This window comes from Streptomyces sp. NPDC018029 (assembly GCF_044327655.1).
Lineage (GTDB): Bacteria > Actinomycetota > Actinomycetes > Streptomycetales > Streptomycetaceae > Streptomyces.
The window spans coordinates 253966-270159 of the sequence record NZ_JBIRFV010000006.1 but is presented as its reverse complement, the minus strand read 5'-3'; the positions used below and the strand labels follow the sequence as shown (position 1 = coordinate 270159).

Sequence of the window (16194 nt, the reverse complement as noted above, 5' to 3'; positions counted from 1 at the left end):
CGGTGCGCTCCTGAGCTGCGATGTTACGCCTGCGGCAATGACTGGATGCCGATCTTTGCATTGTTCCGCAACGCCCTGCTCCCGAGAGTGGAGGGGTCGACGCAGCTACGCGTGACATCCCTTCACCCCGTTGAGGAGCTCTCCATGCAGCAGAATCCGCGTGCCGGCCGAGACGGCGACGTCCTGGCCGTGGTCAGTCAGAGCGGGCCGACCGTCTCGTTCTTCGACGCCGCGTCCGACCGGTGGCTCGGCGCGGTCGACGTACCCGCCGAGCCGCACGAGTTGTGCTTCGACGCGTCGCAGCGTCTGCTGTGGTGCACCACGGCGTACCAGTCGGGCTACTACCACGCGAACAGCGGCCGCCGCACCGAGGTGACCGTCATCGACCCCGACGCGCGCCGCGTCGTCGAGGTCGTCGATCTGGCCCCGGAACACGGGCCGCACGGCCTGGCGCTCGACCCGGTCCGCCGTCGTCTGTACGTCAGCGTGGAGGGCTCGGCCGACCGGCCGGGCGGCGTCGTGGTGATCGACACGGAGTCCCGGCGGCCCGTGGGCCGTATCGACACGGACGCACCGGGACCGCACTGGTTCGCCGTCGACCCCGCGGGCAGGACGGGTTACGCCACGAACAAGGAGGCGCCGTTCGTGTCCGTCGTCGACCTCGAACACGGCACGCTCACCGCGAAGGTAGAGGTGCCCGGCAGCGAGGGTCTCGCCGTCTCCACCGACGGCGCGTACGTCTACGTCGCCTCGCCCTACGCCATGTTCTCCGCCACCCCGGGCGCGGAGAGGCCGGCTCCCGGGATCAGGGTCATCGAGGCCGCGACGGCGTCCGTCGTCGACCTGCTGCCCACGGACGACGTCGTACTGCCGGTGCACTTGGCGTCGACGGGCAAGCTGCTCGTGGGCGAGCTGCGCATGGAGGCCGACCCGGTGTCGCAGCTCGGGCGCCAGGCCCCGGGCCGCCTGACCGTGTTCTCCGCCGATACCCGCAAGCGGCTGGGCGACGTCGAGGTGGGGAGCGGGCCGCTGACCGTCACGTCGTCGCCCGACGGCCGGATCGCCTACGTGGCCTGCGTCGCCTCGTCCACCGTCGATCTCGTCGACCTGGAGACGCTGCGGGGCCTGGCCCGCATCGACATCGCGAAGCGCGGTGAGCCCGGCGCCCACGGCCTGGCGTACATCCCGCGCCCTGCCTGACACCTGACGCCTCATGGCTTCTCAGGCCACCCAACGCGGTCGGCCGCTGCCGGTCGACGGCCCGAGCCCGTCCGCCAGGGTGGCGGCCATCCGGCGCACCGCCTCGCGCAGGGTGCCGGGCGACGCGGTGTACGGGATGCGGAGCCGCTGCTCGAAGACGCCCGGGTCGGTGGCGAAGCAGGAGCCGCTCTCGATCCGCACGCCGTTGTCGAGCACCCGCTCGGCCAGCGCCGAACCGACGGGCTCGCCGAGGTCCACCCAGAGCGAGAGGCCGCCGGGCGGCAGCCGCCAACTCCACTGGGGCATGTGCTCGTCCAGGGCGGCGGCCAGGGCTGCGCGCCGCTCGCACAGCTCTGTCAGGCGGGCCGGCAGCAGTTCGTCGGTCCGGTCGAGGAGGTCGAGGGCCACCAGCTGGTCGAGGACCGAGCCGCCCATGTCGGTGGCGACGCGCTGCCCCGCGAGTTCGGTGACGAGCCGCGCGGGGGCGCGCAGCCAGCCGATGCGCAGGCCCGCCCAGTGGGTCTTGCTCATGGAGCCGACGGTGATGAGCTGTCCCGCACCGCCCGCCGCCGCGTGCGCGGCGAAGGGCGGGGGCGCGGGCACGTCGAGGGCGAGCTCGGCGAGGGTCTCGTCCACGACGAGCCAGCAGCCGGACCGCTGAGCGGCCCGCGCGAGACGGCCCCGCTCTTCCTCGGGCATGAGACAGCCGGTCGGGTTGTGGAAGTCCGGGATGACATAGCCGAGTCGGGGCGCGGCCTGCCGGAAGGCCGACTCGACGATGCCGGTGTCCCAGCCGTCCTCGGTCACCGGCACCGGCACCGTGCGCAGCCGGGCGCGGCGCAGGGCCTCCAGGGCGTTCGGGTAGGACGGGTTCTCCGCCAGGACGCGGTCGCCCGGGCCGCAGAGAAGTCCCAGGACGAGGGTGAACGCGTGCTGGGCGCCGGAGGTGACCAGGATCTGCTCGGGCACCGAGGCCAGTCCCCGCCGGGTGTAGCGCTCGGCGACGGCGGCGCGGAGCTCCGGCAGGCCGTAGGGGTGGTAGCCGGGGGTGTGCGCGTGGGCCGCCAGTTGCGGGGCGATGCGCGTGACGGTGTCGGTCAACTCCCGCCCCGGCAGTCCGGGGGCGGCTCTGGCCAGGTCGATCGCGGTGTCCTCGGGGGCCTCGGGGGCGAGGAGCCGCCGGACACCGCTGGGGGCACGGCCCTCGGGCAGTGCCGTCCAGGTTCCCGCGCCCTGCCGGCTGTGTGCGTAGCCGCTCTCGCGCAACAGGTCGTACACGGCGGTGACGGTGGTTCTGCTGGTGTCGAGGGCGGCGGCCAGTTCGCGTTCGGCGGGGAGTCTGACGTGCGGGGCGATGCGTCCGTCCAGGATCAGTGCGCTGATCGCCCGGGCGAGGTGGCGGTAGGCCGGGCGGGCGGCGGCCGGGTCGGGCAGCATCGCGGCGAGCCGACGGCTGCCCAGCGTCCGTCCGGTGCCGCCCGCCGTGCCGTCGGACGTGCCACCCATGCGCCGCTCCGAGTCCGTGTCGACCACACCATTCTCCTCGGATTGGCTGTGTTTTGCGGGCCAATCACTCTACAGAGTGGCCGCAATGGCCTTGCGGGCACGGAAGTGGCTTTCGAGGCGCGCACTCGCACACCCGTCACGGAGGCGACCCGACATGCGGCAGGACATCTCCTACGTCCCTTTCCACGAGCACCCGTTGAGACGGCTGCCCCAACTCCTCCTCGGCCTCGCCCTGTACGGGTTCAGCCTCTCGATGCTGGTCAGGGCCGCGCTGGGCGTGAACCCGTGGAGCGTTCTGTACGAGGGCCTGGAGCGTCGCACACCGCTCAGCTTCGGCACGATCAGTGCCGTGCTCGGGGTCCTCGTCCTGCTGCTGTGGATTCCCCTGAGGCAACGGCCGACGTTCGGCACCTTCGCGAACATCGCGGTTCTCGCCGTCTCCTCCGACCTCGGCCTGCTTGTCGTCCCCAACCACCTCGGGCTGCCCGCCCGGATCGGTTTGCTCGTCGCCGGGGTGGTCCTCAACGGCCTGGCCGTCGCCGTCTACGTCGGTGCCCGCTTCGGGCCCGGACCGCGGGACGGGTTGATGACCGGTGCGGCCGCCGCGACCGGCTGTTCCCTGCGGCGGGTGCGCACCCTCATCGAGCTCTCCGTGCTGGCGGTGGGCTGGCTGCTCGGCGGGACCGTGGGCGTCGGCACGGTGCTCTACGCCTCAGCGGTCGGCACGGTCACCCAGCACTTCATGCCGCGGTTCGCCTACCGCCGCCCGTGCGACGAGCGGCGGGTGTCAGTCCGCGCAGACTGAGCGCAGCGCCCGGCCCAGGGCGGTGGAGTGCAGCGCGTCCAGCCGGTCCTCGTGCCGTACCCGCGCGGCCGCGGCGGTCAGCGCGCCCCCGCAGTACGGCGCCGTGCGCGCCGCCGACGACGCGGCGATGCCCCGTACCAGCTCGCCGTTGACGCGGTTGATCTCCTCGCGGACCTCGGCGAGGTCGGGCCGGTCGGCCGGGGCCCGGGACGGATCGGCGTCCCAGCGCCGGAACAGCCCTCGCTGCACGGCCTTGTTGGCCTCGATCTGATCGCGGAAGATCCGCACGGTCGCCTCCGGGTCGGCGCCGAGCTCCCTCGCCTGCCCGGCCACGGCGTCCAGCACCTGCCGCTCGCGGGCGGGGTCGTCGATAGGGCTGCCGGTGCCGTACTTGGCGGCGGCGACGAGGTCGGCGGTGGCCAGGCGCCGCGCGGACAGCTCGGCGAGGGGGTGGAGTCGGGCGTACGGGCCCGCGACAGTGGCGGACGGGGAAGTGGCGGGCACGGGTGCCGCGACGGCCGTGCCGCCGCCCGCGAGCAGCGCGGCGGCCAGCGCTCCTGCGGTGAGCACGCGGCGGGTGTGAGCGGCGAAACGCACGAGGGCCCCCTGGGAATCGGTGAGTGTGATGCCGTCAGTCCTGCGCGAGGAATCCCGCGACCCTCCGCACGAACCACTCTGAGTCGTCCAGCCACGGGAAGTGTCCGCCGCGCGGCTGCACTTGGTGGACGCCGTGGGGGAAGAGCGCGGCGCACTCCTCGGCATGCGCGGGGTTCGGGCCCCCGTCCCACTCCCCCGCGAGGACGAGGACGGGCGCGGCAAGGCCGGTGAGTGCGGCGCGGGTGGCGGGCGGGTCGAAGGCGCCGTCTCCGTAGAAGGCTGCTGCCGCCTCCGCGTTCTTCTCCGTGGCGCTCGCCGCCCGGTGTGCCTGCGCCGCCGCGTCCCAGCGTCCGTAGGCGAGGGGCGCGAGGGCATCCGCCACCTCGGCGATACTGCGGCCCGTTGCGATCTCCCGCAGCGCGGCCTCGGCGGCCGGATACCAGGGCTCGTCCGCGCGCAGCGCCGCGGCGTCGCGGTGGTCCCGGTCGGTGACCGTGAGGCCGAGGGAGTGCGTTGCCGGGGTGATCAGGACGAGCGTGCGGATCCGCTTCGGGTGGCGGGCCGCGTACAGCGTGGCGATGTTGCCGGCCGCCGAGTGGCCGAGCAGGTCGACCTGTTCGAGCCCCAGGTGCTCGCGCAGCGCCTCGACGTCGTCGACGAGCCGGTCGCAGCGGTACGTCGCCGGATCGTCCGGCACCGCGGAGTCGCCCGTGCCGCGCAGGTCGAGCAGGATCAGGCGGCGGTGCGCGGTGAGGCCGCCGAGGTCGCCGAGGTAGGCGGAGGCGCGCATGGGGCCGCCCGGCACGCAGAGCAGCGGTTCGCCGTCCCCCTTCTCGTGGTAGGCGAGCTTCGTCCCGTCGTACGCGCTGAATGTCGGCATGGGCGTGATCATCACATCCGGTGCCCCGCCCGGGCAACGCCGTCCCCGCGGTGGCCCATGACCGTGGCTCATGCCCTCGCGCCGCAGCTCAAAGCCGCTGTGCGCGATCTCTTGACGCCCACGCCCGTGGCTGGATTACTGAGCTCCACAGAAGATCGACGACCGAATGATCGGTCGCCCGTTCAGGACGGGAGCATTCCCTATGACGCGTATGCCGCCACTGCTCGACGCGGCGGAACGGCTCGGCCCGCGCGAGCTCGGGTCCCTGCAGCTGGAGCGCCTCCAGGACACCCTGCTGCACGCGTACGAGAACGTCCCGTTCTACCGTGCAGCGTTCGACAAGGCGGGGCTGCGTCCCGACGACTGCCGTTCGCTCGCCGACCTCTCGCGGTTCCCCTTCACCACCAAGGACGACCTGCGGGCCAACTACCCGTTCGGGATGTTCGCGGTGGAGCAGTCGGAGGTGCGCCGGCTGCACGCGTCGAGCGGTACGACGGGCCTGCCGACGGTCGTCGGGTACACGGAGCAGGACCTCTCCATGTGGGCGGACGTGGTGGCGCGCTCGATCCGCGCCGCGGGCGGCCGTCCCGGCGACAAGGTCCATGTGGCGTACGGGTACGGCCTGTTCACCGGCGGCCTCGGCGCCCACTACGGCGCGGAGCGGCTGGGGTGCACGGTGATCCCCGCCTCCGGCGGCATGACGGCGCGCCAGGTGCGGCTGATCCAGGACTTCCGCCCCGAGATCATCATGGTCACCCCGTCGTACATGCTCACGCTCCTGGAGGAGTTCGAGCGGCAGGGCGTCGATCCCCGTACGACCTCCCTGCGGGTCGGCATCTTCGGCGCCGAGCCGTGGACGGAGGAGATGCGGCGCGAGATCGAGGAGCGCTTCGCGATCGACGCCGTGGACATATACGGCCTCTCCGAAGTCATCGGGCCGGGTGTCGCGCAGGAGTGCGTGGAGACCAAGGACGGGCTGCACATCTGGGAGGACCACTTCTACCCGGAGGTCGTCGACCCCATCACCGGCGAGGTACTGCCGGACGGCGAGCGCGGCGAGCTGGTGTTCACCGCGCTCACGAAAGAGGCCATGCCCGTGATCCGTTATAGGACACGGGACTTGACGCGGCTGCTGCCCGGCACGGCACGGGTCTTCCGGCGGATGGAGAAGGTGACGGGCCGCAGCGACGACATGGTGATCCTGCGCGGCGTCAATCTCTTCCCCACGCAGATCGAGGAGATCGTGCTGCGGACGGCGGGCGTGGCCCCGCACTTCCAGCTGCGCCTGACGCGTGAGGGCCGGATGGACGCGCTGACGGTGCGGGCGGAGGCGCGCGCGGACACGCCGACGGTGCGGCGCGCGGAGGCGGCCCGGGAGATCGCGGCCGCGGTGAAGGACGGCATCGGTGTCTCGGTCGGCGTGGAGATCGTCGACCCGGAGACGCTGGAGCGGTCGGTGGGCAAGTTCAAGCGGATCGTCGATCTGCGGGACTGAACCGACGCCCGTCAGTCTTCCGGGGCCGGGCCCGCCGTGGCGCACGCTTCTGCCGCGCCGGGGCCGGCCGGGTCAAGGGAAGCTGTCCGGTGTACGCCGGACCTCGGGCCCGCGGACGGCGCCGTCGGGGCGCGGCACCCCCAGCGGTGCCTCGGCCGCCGCCTTCGCCTTGGCGACCGCGACCTCGATCTGCCGGCGCACGGCGGCCGACAGGGCGCCTCCCTCGACGGTGCTCACCACGGCCTGCGCCAACAGGTGCAGTTTGATGTTGGTGTTCTGCGACGCGGTGACCAGCACGTCCCAGGCCTGTTCGGGGCTGAGGGCGAAGGACGACATGAGGATGCCGCGGGCCAGGTCGATGGTGGGCCGGGTCTCCATGGCCCGGCGCAGCTGCGCCACGAGAAGGTGCAGATCCTGTTCGTCGCCCTCCGGCGGAATCGCTTCGTGGACGATGGGGCAGCGCGTGTCCTCGTCCTCGGGGCCGGGGGGCATGAACAGGTGGCGGGTGCCGGTCACGTCGAGCAGTCGCTCCACCGCGGGACTGGCGGAGCGGATGACGACGGTCTTGCCCTGTTTCAGGGCGTGCTGACGCAGGCTGAGCAGGATGTTGAGGCCGGAGCAGTCACAGAACTCCACGTCGGCCAGGTCCAGGTCGACCCCGTCGGCCGCGTGGGCGAGGGCACGGAACAGGTCGGCCCGCAGCCACTGACCGGTGTCGAGATCGAGCTCGCCCCGCAGCGCCAGGCTCCTCCTGGCGCCGGAGCCGGCCATGACGGCATCGAGCGGCGCACGCGGCGAAGGGGCCGTCGATGTGCTGCCGCCCTGCTCGTGCTCGCCGCCCATTTCCACGAAGGGCCGCTGTGAGTACGCGGGCTCCGGCATGGCCTCTCCCTCATGTCGCTGCCTACCGCCGTTCCTAGGCTGCCTCTCATTCCACACACACGTCAACTAATACCTGAAATCGAGTACGTGTTTTTGAAACCGTGAATGGCAGGCACTAGAGTTGACGCATGGATGGAGTGCCCGAGCCACACACTGGATGGACCTTTCTCACCAATCACGCCCGCGTACTGGCGGCCATCGCCGACAATCACAACGCCCGCATCCGTGACATCGCCGCGCACTGCCGGCTCACGGAGCGTGCCGTCCAAAAGATCATTGCCGACCTCGAACAGGATGGTTACCTCTCTCACACCCGTGAGGGACGTACCAACACATACCGGATCGATCCAGGCAAGGTGCTGCGTCACCCTGCCGAATCCGGGCTAGCCGTCGCCTCCCTGCTCTCCCTGCTGGCCAGGGATGAGGCCCACCGGACCGGTTCCGAGCAGGAAGACGAGCGACACCACGCCAGGGCCTGACACACGATCAGGCCCCCGACTCAGCCGGCCGTGAAGCGGGAGCGCAGCTCCCGCTTGAGAATCTTCCCGCTGGCGTTGCGCGGCAGTTCGTCCACGAAGAGGATCCTCTTGGGCGCCTTGAAGTGGGCGAGCTTTTCGCGTGTGTGGGCCAGCAGTTCGGCTTCCGTGAGCTCCTTGTCACCGCGTACGACGACAGCGGTGACCGCCTCGATCCACCGCTCGTCCGGCAGCCCGATCACGGCGGCCTCTGCGACTCCCGCGTGTTCGTACAGCGCGTCCTCCACCTGCCGCGACGCGACGAGAACTCCCCCGGAATTGATGACGTCCTTCACCCGGTCGACGACGGTGAAGTACCCCTCGGCGTCCCGCACCGCGAGATCTCCGGAGCGGAACCAGCCGTCACGGAACGCCGCTTCGGTCTCCTCCGGCTTCTCCCAGTAGCCCTCGCACAACTGCGGTGAGCGGTAGACCACTTCGCCCTGGGTGCCGTCCGGCACCTCCCTCCCCTGCTCGTCGACGACGCGCGCCTCGACGAACAGGACGGGCCGCCCGCAGGAGTCGAGGCGGCCCTCGTGCTCGTCGGGACCGAGGACGGTGGCGAGCGGACCGATCTCGCTCTGCCCGAAGCAGTTGTAGAACCGCAGCCCCGGCAGCCTGGCCCGCAGCCGCTCCAGGACCGGCACCGGCATGATCGACGCCCCGTAGTAGGCCTTCCGCAGCGCCCCGAGGTCACGGCTCGCGAAGCCGGGGTGGCGCGAGAGGCCGATCCACACGGTCGGCGGCGCGAAGAGACTGTCGGCGCGGCCGGCCTCGACGAGGTCGAAGATCCGCTCGGCGTCCGGCCCGTCGAGAACGGTGTTCTCGGCGCCGACCGCGAGGTAGGGCATGAGGAAGACGTGCATCTGCGCTGAATGGTAGAGCGGCAGCGCGTGGACGGGCCTGTCGGTCCCCTTGAGGTCCAGGGCGGTGATCGCGCTGACGTACTCGTGGACGAGGGCGCGGTGGGTGAGCATCGCACCCTTCGGCAGGGCGGTGGTGCCCGACGTGTACAGCAGCTGCACCAGGCCGTCGCCGCAGGGCCCTTCACCCTCGTACGCCGATGCCGCGGCGAGCCGCGTGAGCAGCGAGTCGTCCGCGTCCCGCAGGGCCAGGACGGGCACGTCGGCGGGCAGCCGTCCCGCGATGTCCGGGTCGGCGAGGACGAGGGAACTGCCGGACTGCCGGACGATGTACGCGAGGTCGTCGCCGGTCAGATTCTGGTTGACCGGCACATGGACCAGGCCCGCCCGCGCGCAGGCGAGGAACCCGATCAGGTAGGCGTCGGAGTTGTGGGCGTAGGCGCCGACGCGGTCGCCGGGGGCCAGGCCGTGGGCGCGCAGTGCGGTGGCCGCCCGCGACACGGCGTCGTCCAGTTCCCCGTACGTCCAGGACCGTTCGCCGTAGCGCAGGGCCGTGCGCCGGGGTGTGCGGCGCGCGCTGCGCCTGAGGACTCCGTCGACCGTGCTGTCGCGTACACCCGTCATGGCGTGATCCTGTGTCCCCCGACCGCCGGGGGTCAAGAGGCCGGGGACAAGGGGCAACGCAAATGACCAACCGCTTGGTACGCTCAACCGCTCCTTCCCGGAACCCAGTTGGGAGGCACGATGCGCATCCGCACAAGACGCTCGGCGGCCGTGGGAATCACCCTGCTGACGGCGGTGGCCCTGCTGCCGGCGTCCGGCGCGGGGGCCGCGCCCCGCGAGGCCCGCCCCTCCGGCGGCGGCCTGCACGCGACCATCCGCTACACCGAGTACGGCATTCCCCACATCCTCGCGAAGGACTACGAGAACCTCGGCTTCGGCACCGGTTGGGCGCAGGCCGCCGACCAGGTGTGCACGCTCGCCGACGGCTATCTCACCGTCCGCGGCGAGCGCTCCCGGCACTTCGGACCCGACGCCTCACCCGGCTCCGCCCTGTCGTCGGCGTCCACGAACCTCAGCAGCGATCTCTACTTCCGTGGCGTACGGGAGGCGGGGACCGTGGAGAAGCTCCTCGACCGGCCCGCGCCCGCCGGTCCGAGCCGCCGGGCCAAGGACCTGATGCGCGGCTTCGCCGCGGGTTACAACGCCTGGCTGAAGCAGAACCGCATCACCGACCCGGCCTGCGCGAAGGCCGACTGGGTCCGCCCGATCAGCGCGCTCGACGTGGCCAGGCAGGGCTTCGCCGTGCAGGTGCTCGGCGGCCAGGGGCGCGGGATCGACGGCATCACGGCCGCCGCCCCGCCGAGCGCCGCGGCGGACGCGGCCCCCGCGCCCGATCCGAAGCGCACGGCGAGGGCGGCCCGCGAGCTGTTCTCCGCACAGGACGCCGACATGGGTTCCAACGCCGTCGCGTTCAGCGGAGAGACCACCGCGAACGGCAAGGGGCTGCTGCTCGGCAACCCGCACTACCCCTGGCAGGGCGGCCGGCGCTTCTGGCAGTCGCAGCAGACCATTCCCGGCGAACTCAACGTGTCCGGTGGTTCGTTGCTCGGCACGAGCGTGGTCAACATCGGCTTCAACGGTGATGTCGCGTGGAGCCACACGGTCGCGACCGGCGTCACCCTGAACCTGCATCAGATCACCCTGGACCCGGCCGACCCCACCACTTATCTGGTGGACGGCAAGCCGCACCGGATGACGAAGCGCACGGTCACGGTCCCGGTCAAGGGAGGCGGGCACGTCACCCGCACCCAGTGGTGGACCCGTTACGGGCCCGTCGTCACCGGTCTCGGCCCCCAGCTCCCGCTGCCCTGGTCCGCGACCACGGCGTACGCCCTCAATGACCCCAACGCCGTGAACCTGCGCGGCAGCGACACCGACCTCGGCTTCGGCAAGGCCCGCTCCACCGCGGGCATCCTCAAGTCGCTGCGCGACACCCAGGGGCTCCCGTGGGTGAACACCGTCGCCGCCGACCGGCACGGCCACTCGCTGCTCAGCCAGTCCCAGGTGCTCCCCCGCATCACCGACGACCTGGCGCAGCGCTGCAGCACGCCGCTCGGCAAGGTCACCTACCCGGCATCGGGCGTCGCCGTCCTCGACGGCTCGCGCGGCGCGTGCGCGCTCGGCTCCGACAAGGATGCCGTGCAGCCCGGCATCTTCGGCCCGTCGCGGATGCCGACCCTCAAGGACGCTCCGTACGCGGAGAACTCCAACGACAGCGCCTGGCTGACCAACGCGGACCGGCCGATCACCGGCTACGAGCGGATCTTCGGCACGATCGGCACACAGCGCTCGATGCGTACCCGGGGCGCCATCGAGGACGTGGCGGCGATGGCGAAGAAGGGCGACCTCACGGTCCGTGACCTGCAGCGCCAGCAGTTCGCGAACCGCGTGCCCGCGGCCGGTCTCGCGGCGGCCGACACGGCGAAGGCGTGCGCGGCCCTGCCCGGCGGCACGGCAACGGGCAGCGACGGCAAGGCGGTCGACGTCCGCGAGGCCTGCACGGTCCTCTCCCGCTGGGACCGCACGATGGACACCGGCAGCCGCGGCGCCCTGCTCTTCGACCGCTTCTGGCGCAAGCTGACGGCGGCCGTGCCGAACGCGCAGCTCTGGAAGGTGCCGTTCTCGGCGGCCGACCCGGTGCGCACCCCGAACACGCTCGACACCACCCGGCCGGGCTTCAGGACCGCACTGGCCGACGCGGTGACCGAGCTGACCGCGGCGGGCATCGCGCTGGACGCGCCGCTGGGCGAGAACCAGTACGTCGTACGCGGCGGCAAGCGCATACCGGTCTCCGGCGGCACGGAGTCCCTCGGCGTGTGGAACAAGATCGAGGCCAACTGGGACAAGGAGAAGGGCTACACGGAGGTCGCCCACGGTTCGAGCCACATCCAGGCGGTCGGCTGGAACAAGGGCCGCTGCCCCGAGGCCCGCACCCTCCTGTCGTACTCCCAGTCCTCCAACCCCAACTCCCCGCACTACAGCGACCAGACGAGGCTGTACGCGAAGGAGCGGTGGGTGACGTCACGCTTCTGCGAGAAGGACATCCTCGCCGACCCGGCCCTGAAGGTGGTGCGGGTGCGCGAGCGCCCCTGAAGCCTCTTCGGCCGGCCCCTGCGCCGAGGCCGGGCCCGCCGCGCGACCAGCGGTGGGCCCGGCCTCGCGGTGCGCGACGCTGTCAGCCCTCGGTGAGCCCGTCCTCGTACGCCGTCAGCGTGTCGATGAACAGCTTGCGTTCGGCCGGGCTCAGCGGGGCGAGCGCCTTGCGCCAGGCGTGGGCGCCCCGGCCGAGCCATCCGTCGATCGACGGCCGGTGCGCGTCGGCGATGCTCACGATCTTCCGCCTGCGGTCGGCAGGGTCCTCCTGGCGCTCCAGGACTCCCTTGCGGCTCAGGTCACCCACCATGAGGCTCACGGTCGTCGGGGCGACGCCGAGGCGGTCCGCGATGTCGTTGACGCTCAAAGGCCCGTCGAACAACAGGTAGGCGAGGAGCGAGAGGTGTCGGGGCGCCAGCTGCAGCGCCTGGAGCTCGTCCGGGATCCTGATCCGCTTCACGCGTCCGACCATGCGCGGCATGAGCAGCAGCAGCGTCCTGACGGCGTCGTCGACCTCCGGCCCGGTGTGGTCGGCCGGCCGGGCGAGGCCGTCGTGCTTCTCGTCGCCGGTTGACACCCGACACTCCCCTGAATAGCTTTGCTATCAAATCTTCTTTGCTTTCAAAGCAAAGAAGCCTGTGACGCCGATGCTATCGGAGAGGCCACACTCATGCCCGACGACATCGAAGAGTTCAACCTGCGGGTCATCGAGGAGTTCCGGACGAGCGGCGGCCGGGTCGGCGGCAGGTTCGCCGGCACGCCACTCCTCCTCCTGACCACCACCGGGGCCCGTAGCGGAGAGCCGCGCACGAACCCCGTCGGCTACGCCCGTGACGGCGCCCGCCTGCTCGTCTTCGCGTCCGACGCGGGCGCCGCGAGCCACCCCGCCTGGTACCACAACCTCCTCGCCAACCCAGCGGTCACTGTCGAGGTCGGCGACGGAGCGGGCGGCGTGGACCGCTTCCCCGCGACGGCCGAGGTCTTGCGCGGCCGGGAGCGAGACGCCCAGTACCGCGCGCAGTGCGAACGCGATCCGGCCTTCACCGCCTACCAGGAAGCCACAGAGCGCACCATCCCCGTCGTCGCGCTGCACCGGCTCACCGTGACGGAGCCGGCACGCCACCGCGCGATCGCCGACCATCTGGTGCGCGTCCACGGAGAGTTACGCCGCGAGCTGGCCGCCGTACGCGAAGAGGCCGGGCAGCGAAGGACCGGCACCCCGACCCGGCCGACCCAGCCCCTGGGGCAGCAGCTCGCCCGTCACTGCCTCACGCTGTGCGGCGCACTCCACGACCACCACACCAACGAGGACGACGCGTTCACCCGGCTGGAGCGCCAGTTCCCCGAACTGTCCCCCGCCGTGACGCGGCTCCGCGAGGAACACAAGGTCGTGGCACGGGCCCTCGGCGACCTCCAGGCCCTGCTCGCCGACCCGGGCGCCGCCGTCGACCTCGTCGCCGAACTCGACAGGCTGACATCGGACCTGGAGGCGCACTTCACGTACGAGGAGGAGCAGTTGCTGCCGTCGTTGTACGGGTCCCACGGCTGAGCCCCGGGCCGGTCCTGTCACACCGTGCGCTCGCGGCCCTCCCAGTACGGCTCGCGCAGGCGGCGTTTGTACAGCTTGCCGTTGGGGTCGCGCGGCATCGTGTCGATGAAGTCGACGCTCTTCGGGCGCTTGTAGCCGGCGAGGCGGCGCTCGCAGTGGGCGAGGATCTCGGCGGCGAGCGCGTCGTCGGCGGTCCGGCCCTCGGCGACCTCTACGACGGCCTTGACCTCCTCGCCCCAGTCGTCGTGCGGAATGCCGAAGGCGGCGGCGTCCGCGACGGCGGGGTGGGTGAGCAGCGCCGACTCGATCTCGGCGGGGTAGATGTTGACCCCGCCCGAGATGATCATGTCGATCTTCCGGTCGCGCAGGAAGAGATAGCCGTCCTCGTCGAGGAGGCCGAGGTCGCCGACGGTGAAGAAGTCGCCGATGCGGTTCTTCTTCGTCTTCGACTCGTCCTTGTGGTACGAGAAGCCGCCGGTGGACATCTTCATGTAGACGGTACCGAGCTGGCCGGGGCCGAGGATGTTCCCGTCGTCGTCGAACACCGCCAACTCGCTGATGGGCCACGCCTTTCCGACCGTCCCCGGCTTCTTCAGCCAGTCCTGCGCGGTGGCGAAGGCGCCGCCGCCCTCGCTGGCCGCGTAGTACTCCTCGACGCACTCTCCCCACCAGTCGATCATGGCGCGCTTGACGTGGTCGGGGCAGGGCGCGGCCCCGTGGATGGCGTGCCGCATGGAGGACACGTCGTACGCGGCCCGTGTCGCTTCGGGCAGGGCGAGCAGCCGGTGGAACTGGGTCGGCACCATGTGCGTGTGCGTGCACTTGTGTACGTCGATGAGACGGAGCATCTCCTCGGGCGTCCACTTGTCCATCACGACCAGCGGGTGGCCGATGTGCAGGGCGGCGCCCGCGAACTGCAGGACCGCCGTGTGGTAGAGCGGCGAGCAGACCAGGTGGACGTTGCCGTCGAAGGGCTTGATCCCGAAGATGCCGAGGAAGCCCCCGAGGTACGACTCCTCGGGGAGCTTGCCGGAGAGCGGGCGGCGGATGCCGCGGGGACGGCCCGTCGTGCCCGAGGTGTAGTTCATGACCCAGCCGAGCGTGCGGTCGGCGGGCGCCGACTCCGGTCGGCCGTCCAGGAGTTGGGCGTAGGGGCGGAAGCCGGGCACGTCTCCGACCGCGTAGCGGTGGCTCGGGGGGAGGCCCGCCTCGTCGGCCGCCGCGACCGCGGCGTCCCCGTACCGCTCGTGCGCGATCAGCACCTTGGCACCCGAGTCGGCGACGATCCAGGCGATCTCGGGGCCGACCAGGTGGTGGTTGACGGGGACGAGGTAGAAGCCGGCCTGGGAGGCGGCGAGGTACGCGGTGAAGAACTCCACGCCGTTGGGCAGCACGACGGCGAACGCGTCACCGCGCTCCAGGCCGGCGGCCCGCAGCCCGTGCACCAACTGGTTGACGGCGGCGTGCAGTCGGCCCGCCGTCCACTCCTCGCCGTCCGGCGTGATGAGGACGGTGCGGCCGGGGTCGGCCGTGGCCTGGGCCCAGAAGCCGTTCGGCGGGGCGCTGTCGGTCGGTGTGCTCACGACTTGCCTTCCCTTCCCGCGATGCGGATGACACGGTCGACTGCCCGCTCGAAGCCGCGCGTCAGATCGTCGAAGACGGCCTGGACGCTGCGTTCGCTGTTCATCCGGCCGACGATCTGCCCGACCGGCGTGCCGAGCAGGTCCTGCACCTCGTACTTCTGGATGCGCGAGACGGCTTCGGCGACCAGCAGCCCCTGCAGCGGCATCGGCAGCGCCCCGGGCCCCTCCGGGTCGTCCCAGGCGTCGGTCCACCGCGTCCGCAGCTGCCGGGCGGGCTTCCCGGTCAGGGCGCGGGAGCGGACCGTGTCACCGGAGCCGGCCGCGAGCAGCTTCCGGGTGAGGGCGGGCGAATGCAGGTCGGCCTCCGTGGTGGTGAGCCACAGGGAGCCGAGCCAGACGCCCTGCGCGCCGAGCGCGAGCGCGGCCGCGATCTGCTGCCCGCTGCCGATGCCCCCGGCGGCGAGCACGGGCAGCGGCGCCACCGCCTCGACGGCCTCGGGAGTGAGCACCATGGAGGCGATCTCGCCGGTGTGGCCGCCCGCCTCGTACCCCTGGGCGACGACGATGTCGATACCCGCCTCCGCGTGCTTGCGGGCGTGCCGGGCGCTGCCCGCGAGGGCGGCGACGAGGATGTCGTGGTCATGGGCGCGTCGGATGACATCGGCCGGTGGTGACCCGAGCGCGTTGGCGAGCAGTCTGATCGGGTAGTCGAAGGCGACGTCGAGTTGGCTGCGGGCGACCTGCTCCATCCAGCCGGTGATGCGCCAGCCGGACGCCTCGCCCTCGGCGAGCTCGGGCACGCCGTGCTTGGCCAGGGTATCCCTGACGAACTGCCGGTGCTCCTCCGGAATCATCGCCTCTACGTCGGCCTCGGTCAGCGCCCGACCGTCCTGGGCCTCGACCTTCTTGGCGGGCATGACGACATCGAGGCCGTACGGCCGCCCGTCGACGTGCTCCTCGATCCAGTCGAGGTCCCTGGCCAACTCGTCCGGCTCCGTGTAGCGGACCGCGCCGAGCACCCCGAAACCGCCCGCCCTGCTGATGGCGGCGGCCACCGCGGGGAAGGGCGTGAAGCCGAAGACGGCGTGCTCGATCCCCAGTTTCTTGCTCAACTCCGTCTGCATGGGCGCAGGATGCCGCAGCCGCCCATACGAGGGAAGAGA

Annotated in this window: 14 protein-coding genes; 6 read left to right on the top strand and 8 right to left on the bottom strand. The window is 71.7% G+C overall.

The features are described 5' to 3' along the window. The first annotated feature begins 144 nt into the window (after positions 1 to 144). A complete protein-coding gene (locus tag ACH4D5_RS20270) occupies positions 145 to 1200 on the top strand; it encodes a YncE family protein (protein ID WP_398304144.1) in 1056 nt (351 codons plus the stop codon). A 21-nt stretch (positions 1201 to 1221) separates the two neighbouring features. On the opposite strand, the gene ACH4D5_RS20265 is transcribed toward ACH4D5_RS20270, so the two are convergent. Further along, positions 1222 to 2733 (bottom strand): PLP-dependent aminotransferase family protein, encoded by a 1512-nt coding sequence (locus tag ACH4D5_RS20265; RefSeq protein ID WP_398304142.1) that lies wholly within the window; start codon positions 2731 to 2733, stop codon positions 1222 to 1224. A 127-nt stretch (positions 2734 to 2860) separates the two neighbouring features. Here ACH4D5_RS20265 and ACH4D5_RS20260 point away from each other — a divergent pair, with 127 nt between their 5' ends. Beyond that, positions 2861 to 3511, top strand: coding sequence for a YitT family protein (locus tag ACH4D5_RS20260; RefSeq protein WP_398304140.1), 651 nt, complete (start codon positions 2861 to 2863; stop codon positions 3509 to 3511). Here ACH4D5_RS20260 and ACH4D5_RS20255 read toward each other — a convergent pair. Beyond that, positions 3494 to 4108: a chorismate mutase gene (locus ACH4D5_RS20255; RefSeq protein WP_398304138.1), complete on the bottom strand. Its 615-nt coding sequence runs from the start codon at positions 4106 to 4108 to the stop codon at positions 3494 to 3496. The genes ACH4D5_RS20260 and ACH4D5_RS20255 overlap by 18 nt on opposite strands. Positions 4109 to 4142: 34 nt before the next feature. After that, the gene (locus ACH4D5_RS20250; protein ID WP_398304136.1) at positions 4143 to 4988 is read right to left on the bottom strand and encodes an alpha/beta fold hydrolase; all 846 of its coding nucleotides are present in this window, start codon (positions 4986 to 4988) and stop codon (positions 4143 to 4145) included. 211 nt (positions 4989 to 5199) lie between these two features. Between ACH4D5_RS20250 and paaK the strand changes: the two genes are divergently transcribed. Next, positions 5200 to 6483, top strand: coding sequence for a phenylacetate--CoA ligase PaaK (gene paaK, locus ACH4D5_RS20245; protein WP_398304856.1), 1284 nt, complete (start codon positions 5200 to 5202; stop codon positions 6481 to 6483). 72 nt (positions 6484 to 6555) lie between these two features. On the opposite strand, the gene ACH4D5_RS20240 is transcribed toward paaK, so the two are convergent. Continuing rightward, positions 6556 to 7365: an anti-sigma factor antagonist gene (locus ACH4D5_RS20240; RefSeq protein WP_398304134.1), complete on the bottom strand. Its 810-nt coding sequence runs from the start codon at positions 7363 to 7365 to the stop codon at positions 6556 to 6558. A gap of 128 nt (positions 7366 to 7493) precedes the next feature. Here ACH4D5_RS20240 and ACH4D5_RS20235 point away from each other — a divergent pair, with 128 nt between their 5' ends. Beyond that, complete coding sequence (locus ACH4D5_RS20235; protein WP_398304133.1) at positions 7494 to 7844, top strand: helix-turn-helix transcriptional regulator; 351 nt, start codon at positions 7494 to 7496, stop codon at positions 7842 to 7844. Between the two features lie 20 nt (positions 7845 to 7864). Here the strand turns inward: ACH4D5_RS20235 and ACH4D5_RS20230 are convergent, their stop codons facing one another. Continuing rightward, a complete protein-coding gene (locus tag ACH4D5_RS20230; protein WP_398304131.1) occupies positions 7865 to 9367 on the bottom strand; it encodes an acyl-CoA synthetase in 1503 nt (500 codons plus the stop codon). 120 nt (positions 9368 to 9487) lie between these two features. Between ACH4D5_RS20230 and ACH4D5_RS20225 the strand changes: the two genes are divergently transcribed. Further along, positions 9488 to 11899, top strand: coding sequence for a penicillin acylase family protein (locus tag ACH4D5_RS20225; RefSeq protein WP_398304129.1), 2412 nt, complete (start codon positions 9488 to 9490; stop codon positions 11897 to 11899). A gap of 82 nt (positions 11900 to 11981) precedes the next feature. On the opposite strand, the gene ACH4D5_RS20220 is transcribed toward ACH4D5_RS20225, so the two are convergent. Continuing rightward, positions 11982 to 12380, bottom strand: coding sequence for a MarR family winged helix-turn-helix transcriptional regulator (locus tag ACH4D5_RS20220; protein ID WP_398304853.1), 399 nt, complete (start codon positions 12378 to 12380; stop codon positions 11982 to 11984). A gap of 189 nt (positions 12381 to 12569) precedes the next feature. On the opposite strand from ACH4D5_RS20220, the gene ACH4D5_RS20215 reads away from it, so the two are divergent. Continuing rightward, complete coding sequence (locus tag ACH4D5_RS20215) at positions 12570 to 13448, top strand: nitroreductase/quinone reductase family protein (RefSeq protein WP_398304127.1); 879 nt, start codon at positions 12570 to 12572, stop codon at positions 13446 to 13448. Positions 13449 to 13465: 17 nt separating this feature from the next. Here the strand turns inward: ACH4D5_RS20215 and ACH4D5_RS20210 are convergent, their stop codons facing one another. Beyond that, positions 13466 to 15031, bottom strand: coding sequence for an acyl-CoA synthetase (locus tag ACH4D5_RS20210; protein ID WP_398304125.1), 1566 nt, complete (start codon positions 15029 to 15031; stop codon positions 13466 to 13468). Continuing rightward, the gene (locus ACH4D5_RS20205) at positions 15028 to 16155 is read right to left on the bottom strand and encodes an NAD(P)H-dependent flavin oxidoreductase (RefSeq protein ID WP_398304123.1); all 1128 of its coding nucleotides are present in this window, start codon (positions 16153 to 16155) and stop codon (positions 15028 to 15030) included. Before ACH4D5_RS20205 ends, ACH4D5_RS20210 begins: the two co-directional genes overlap by 4 nt. Between the last annotated feature and the right edge of the window lie 39 nt (positions 16156 to 16194).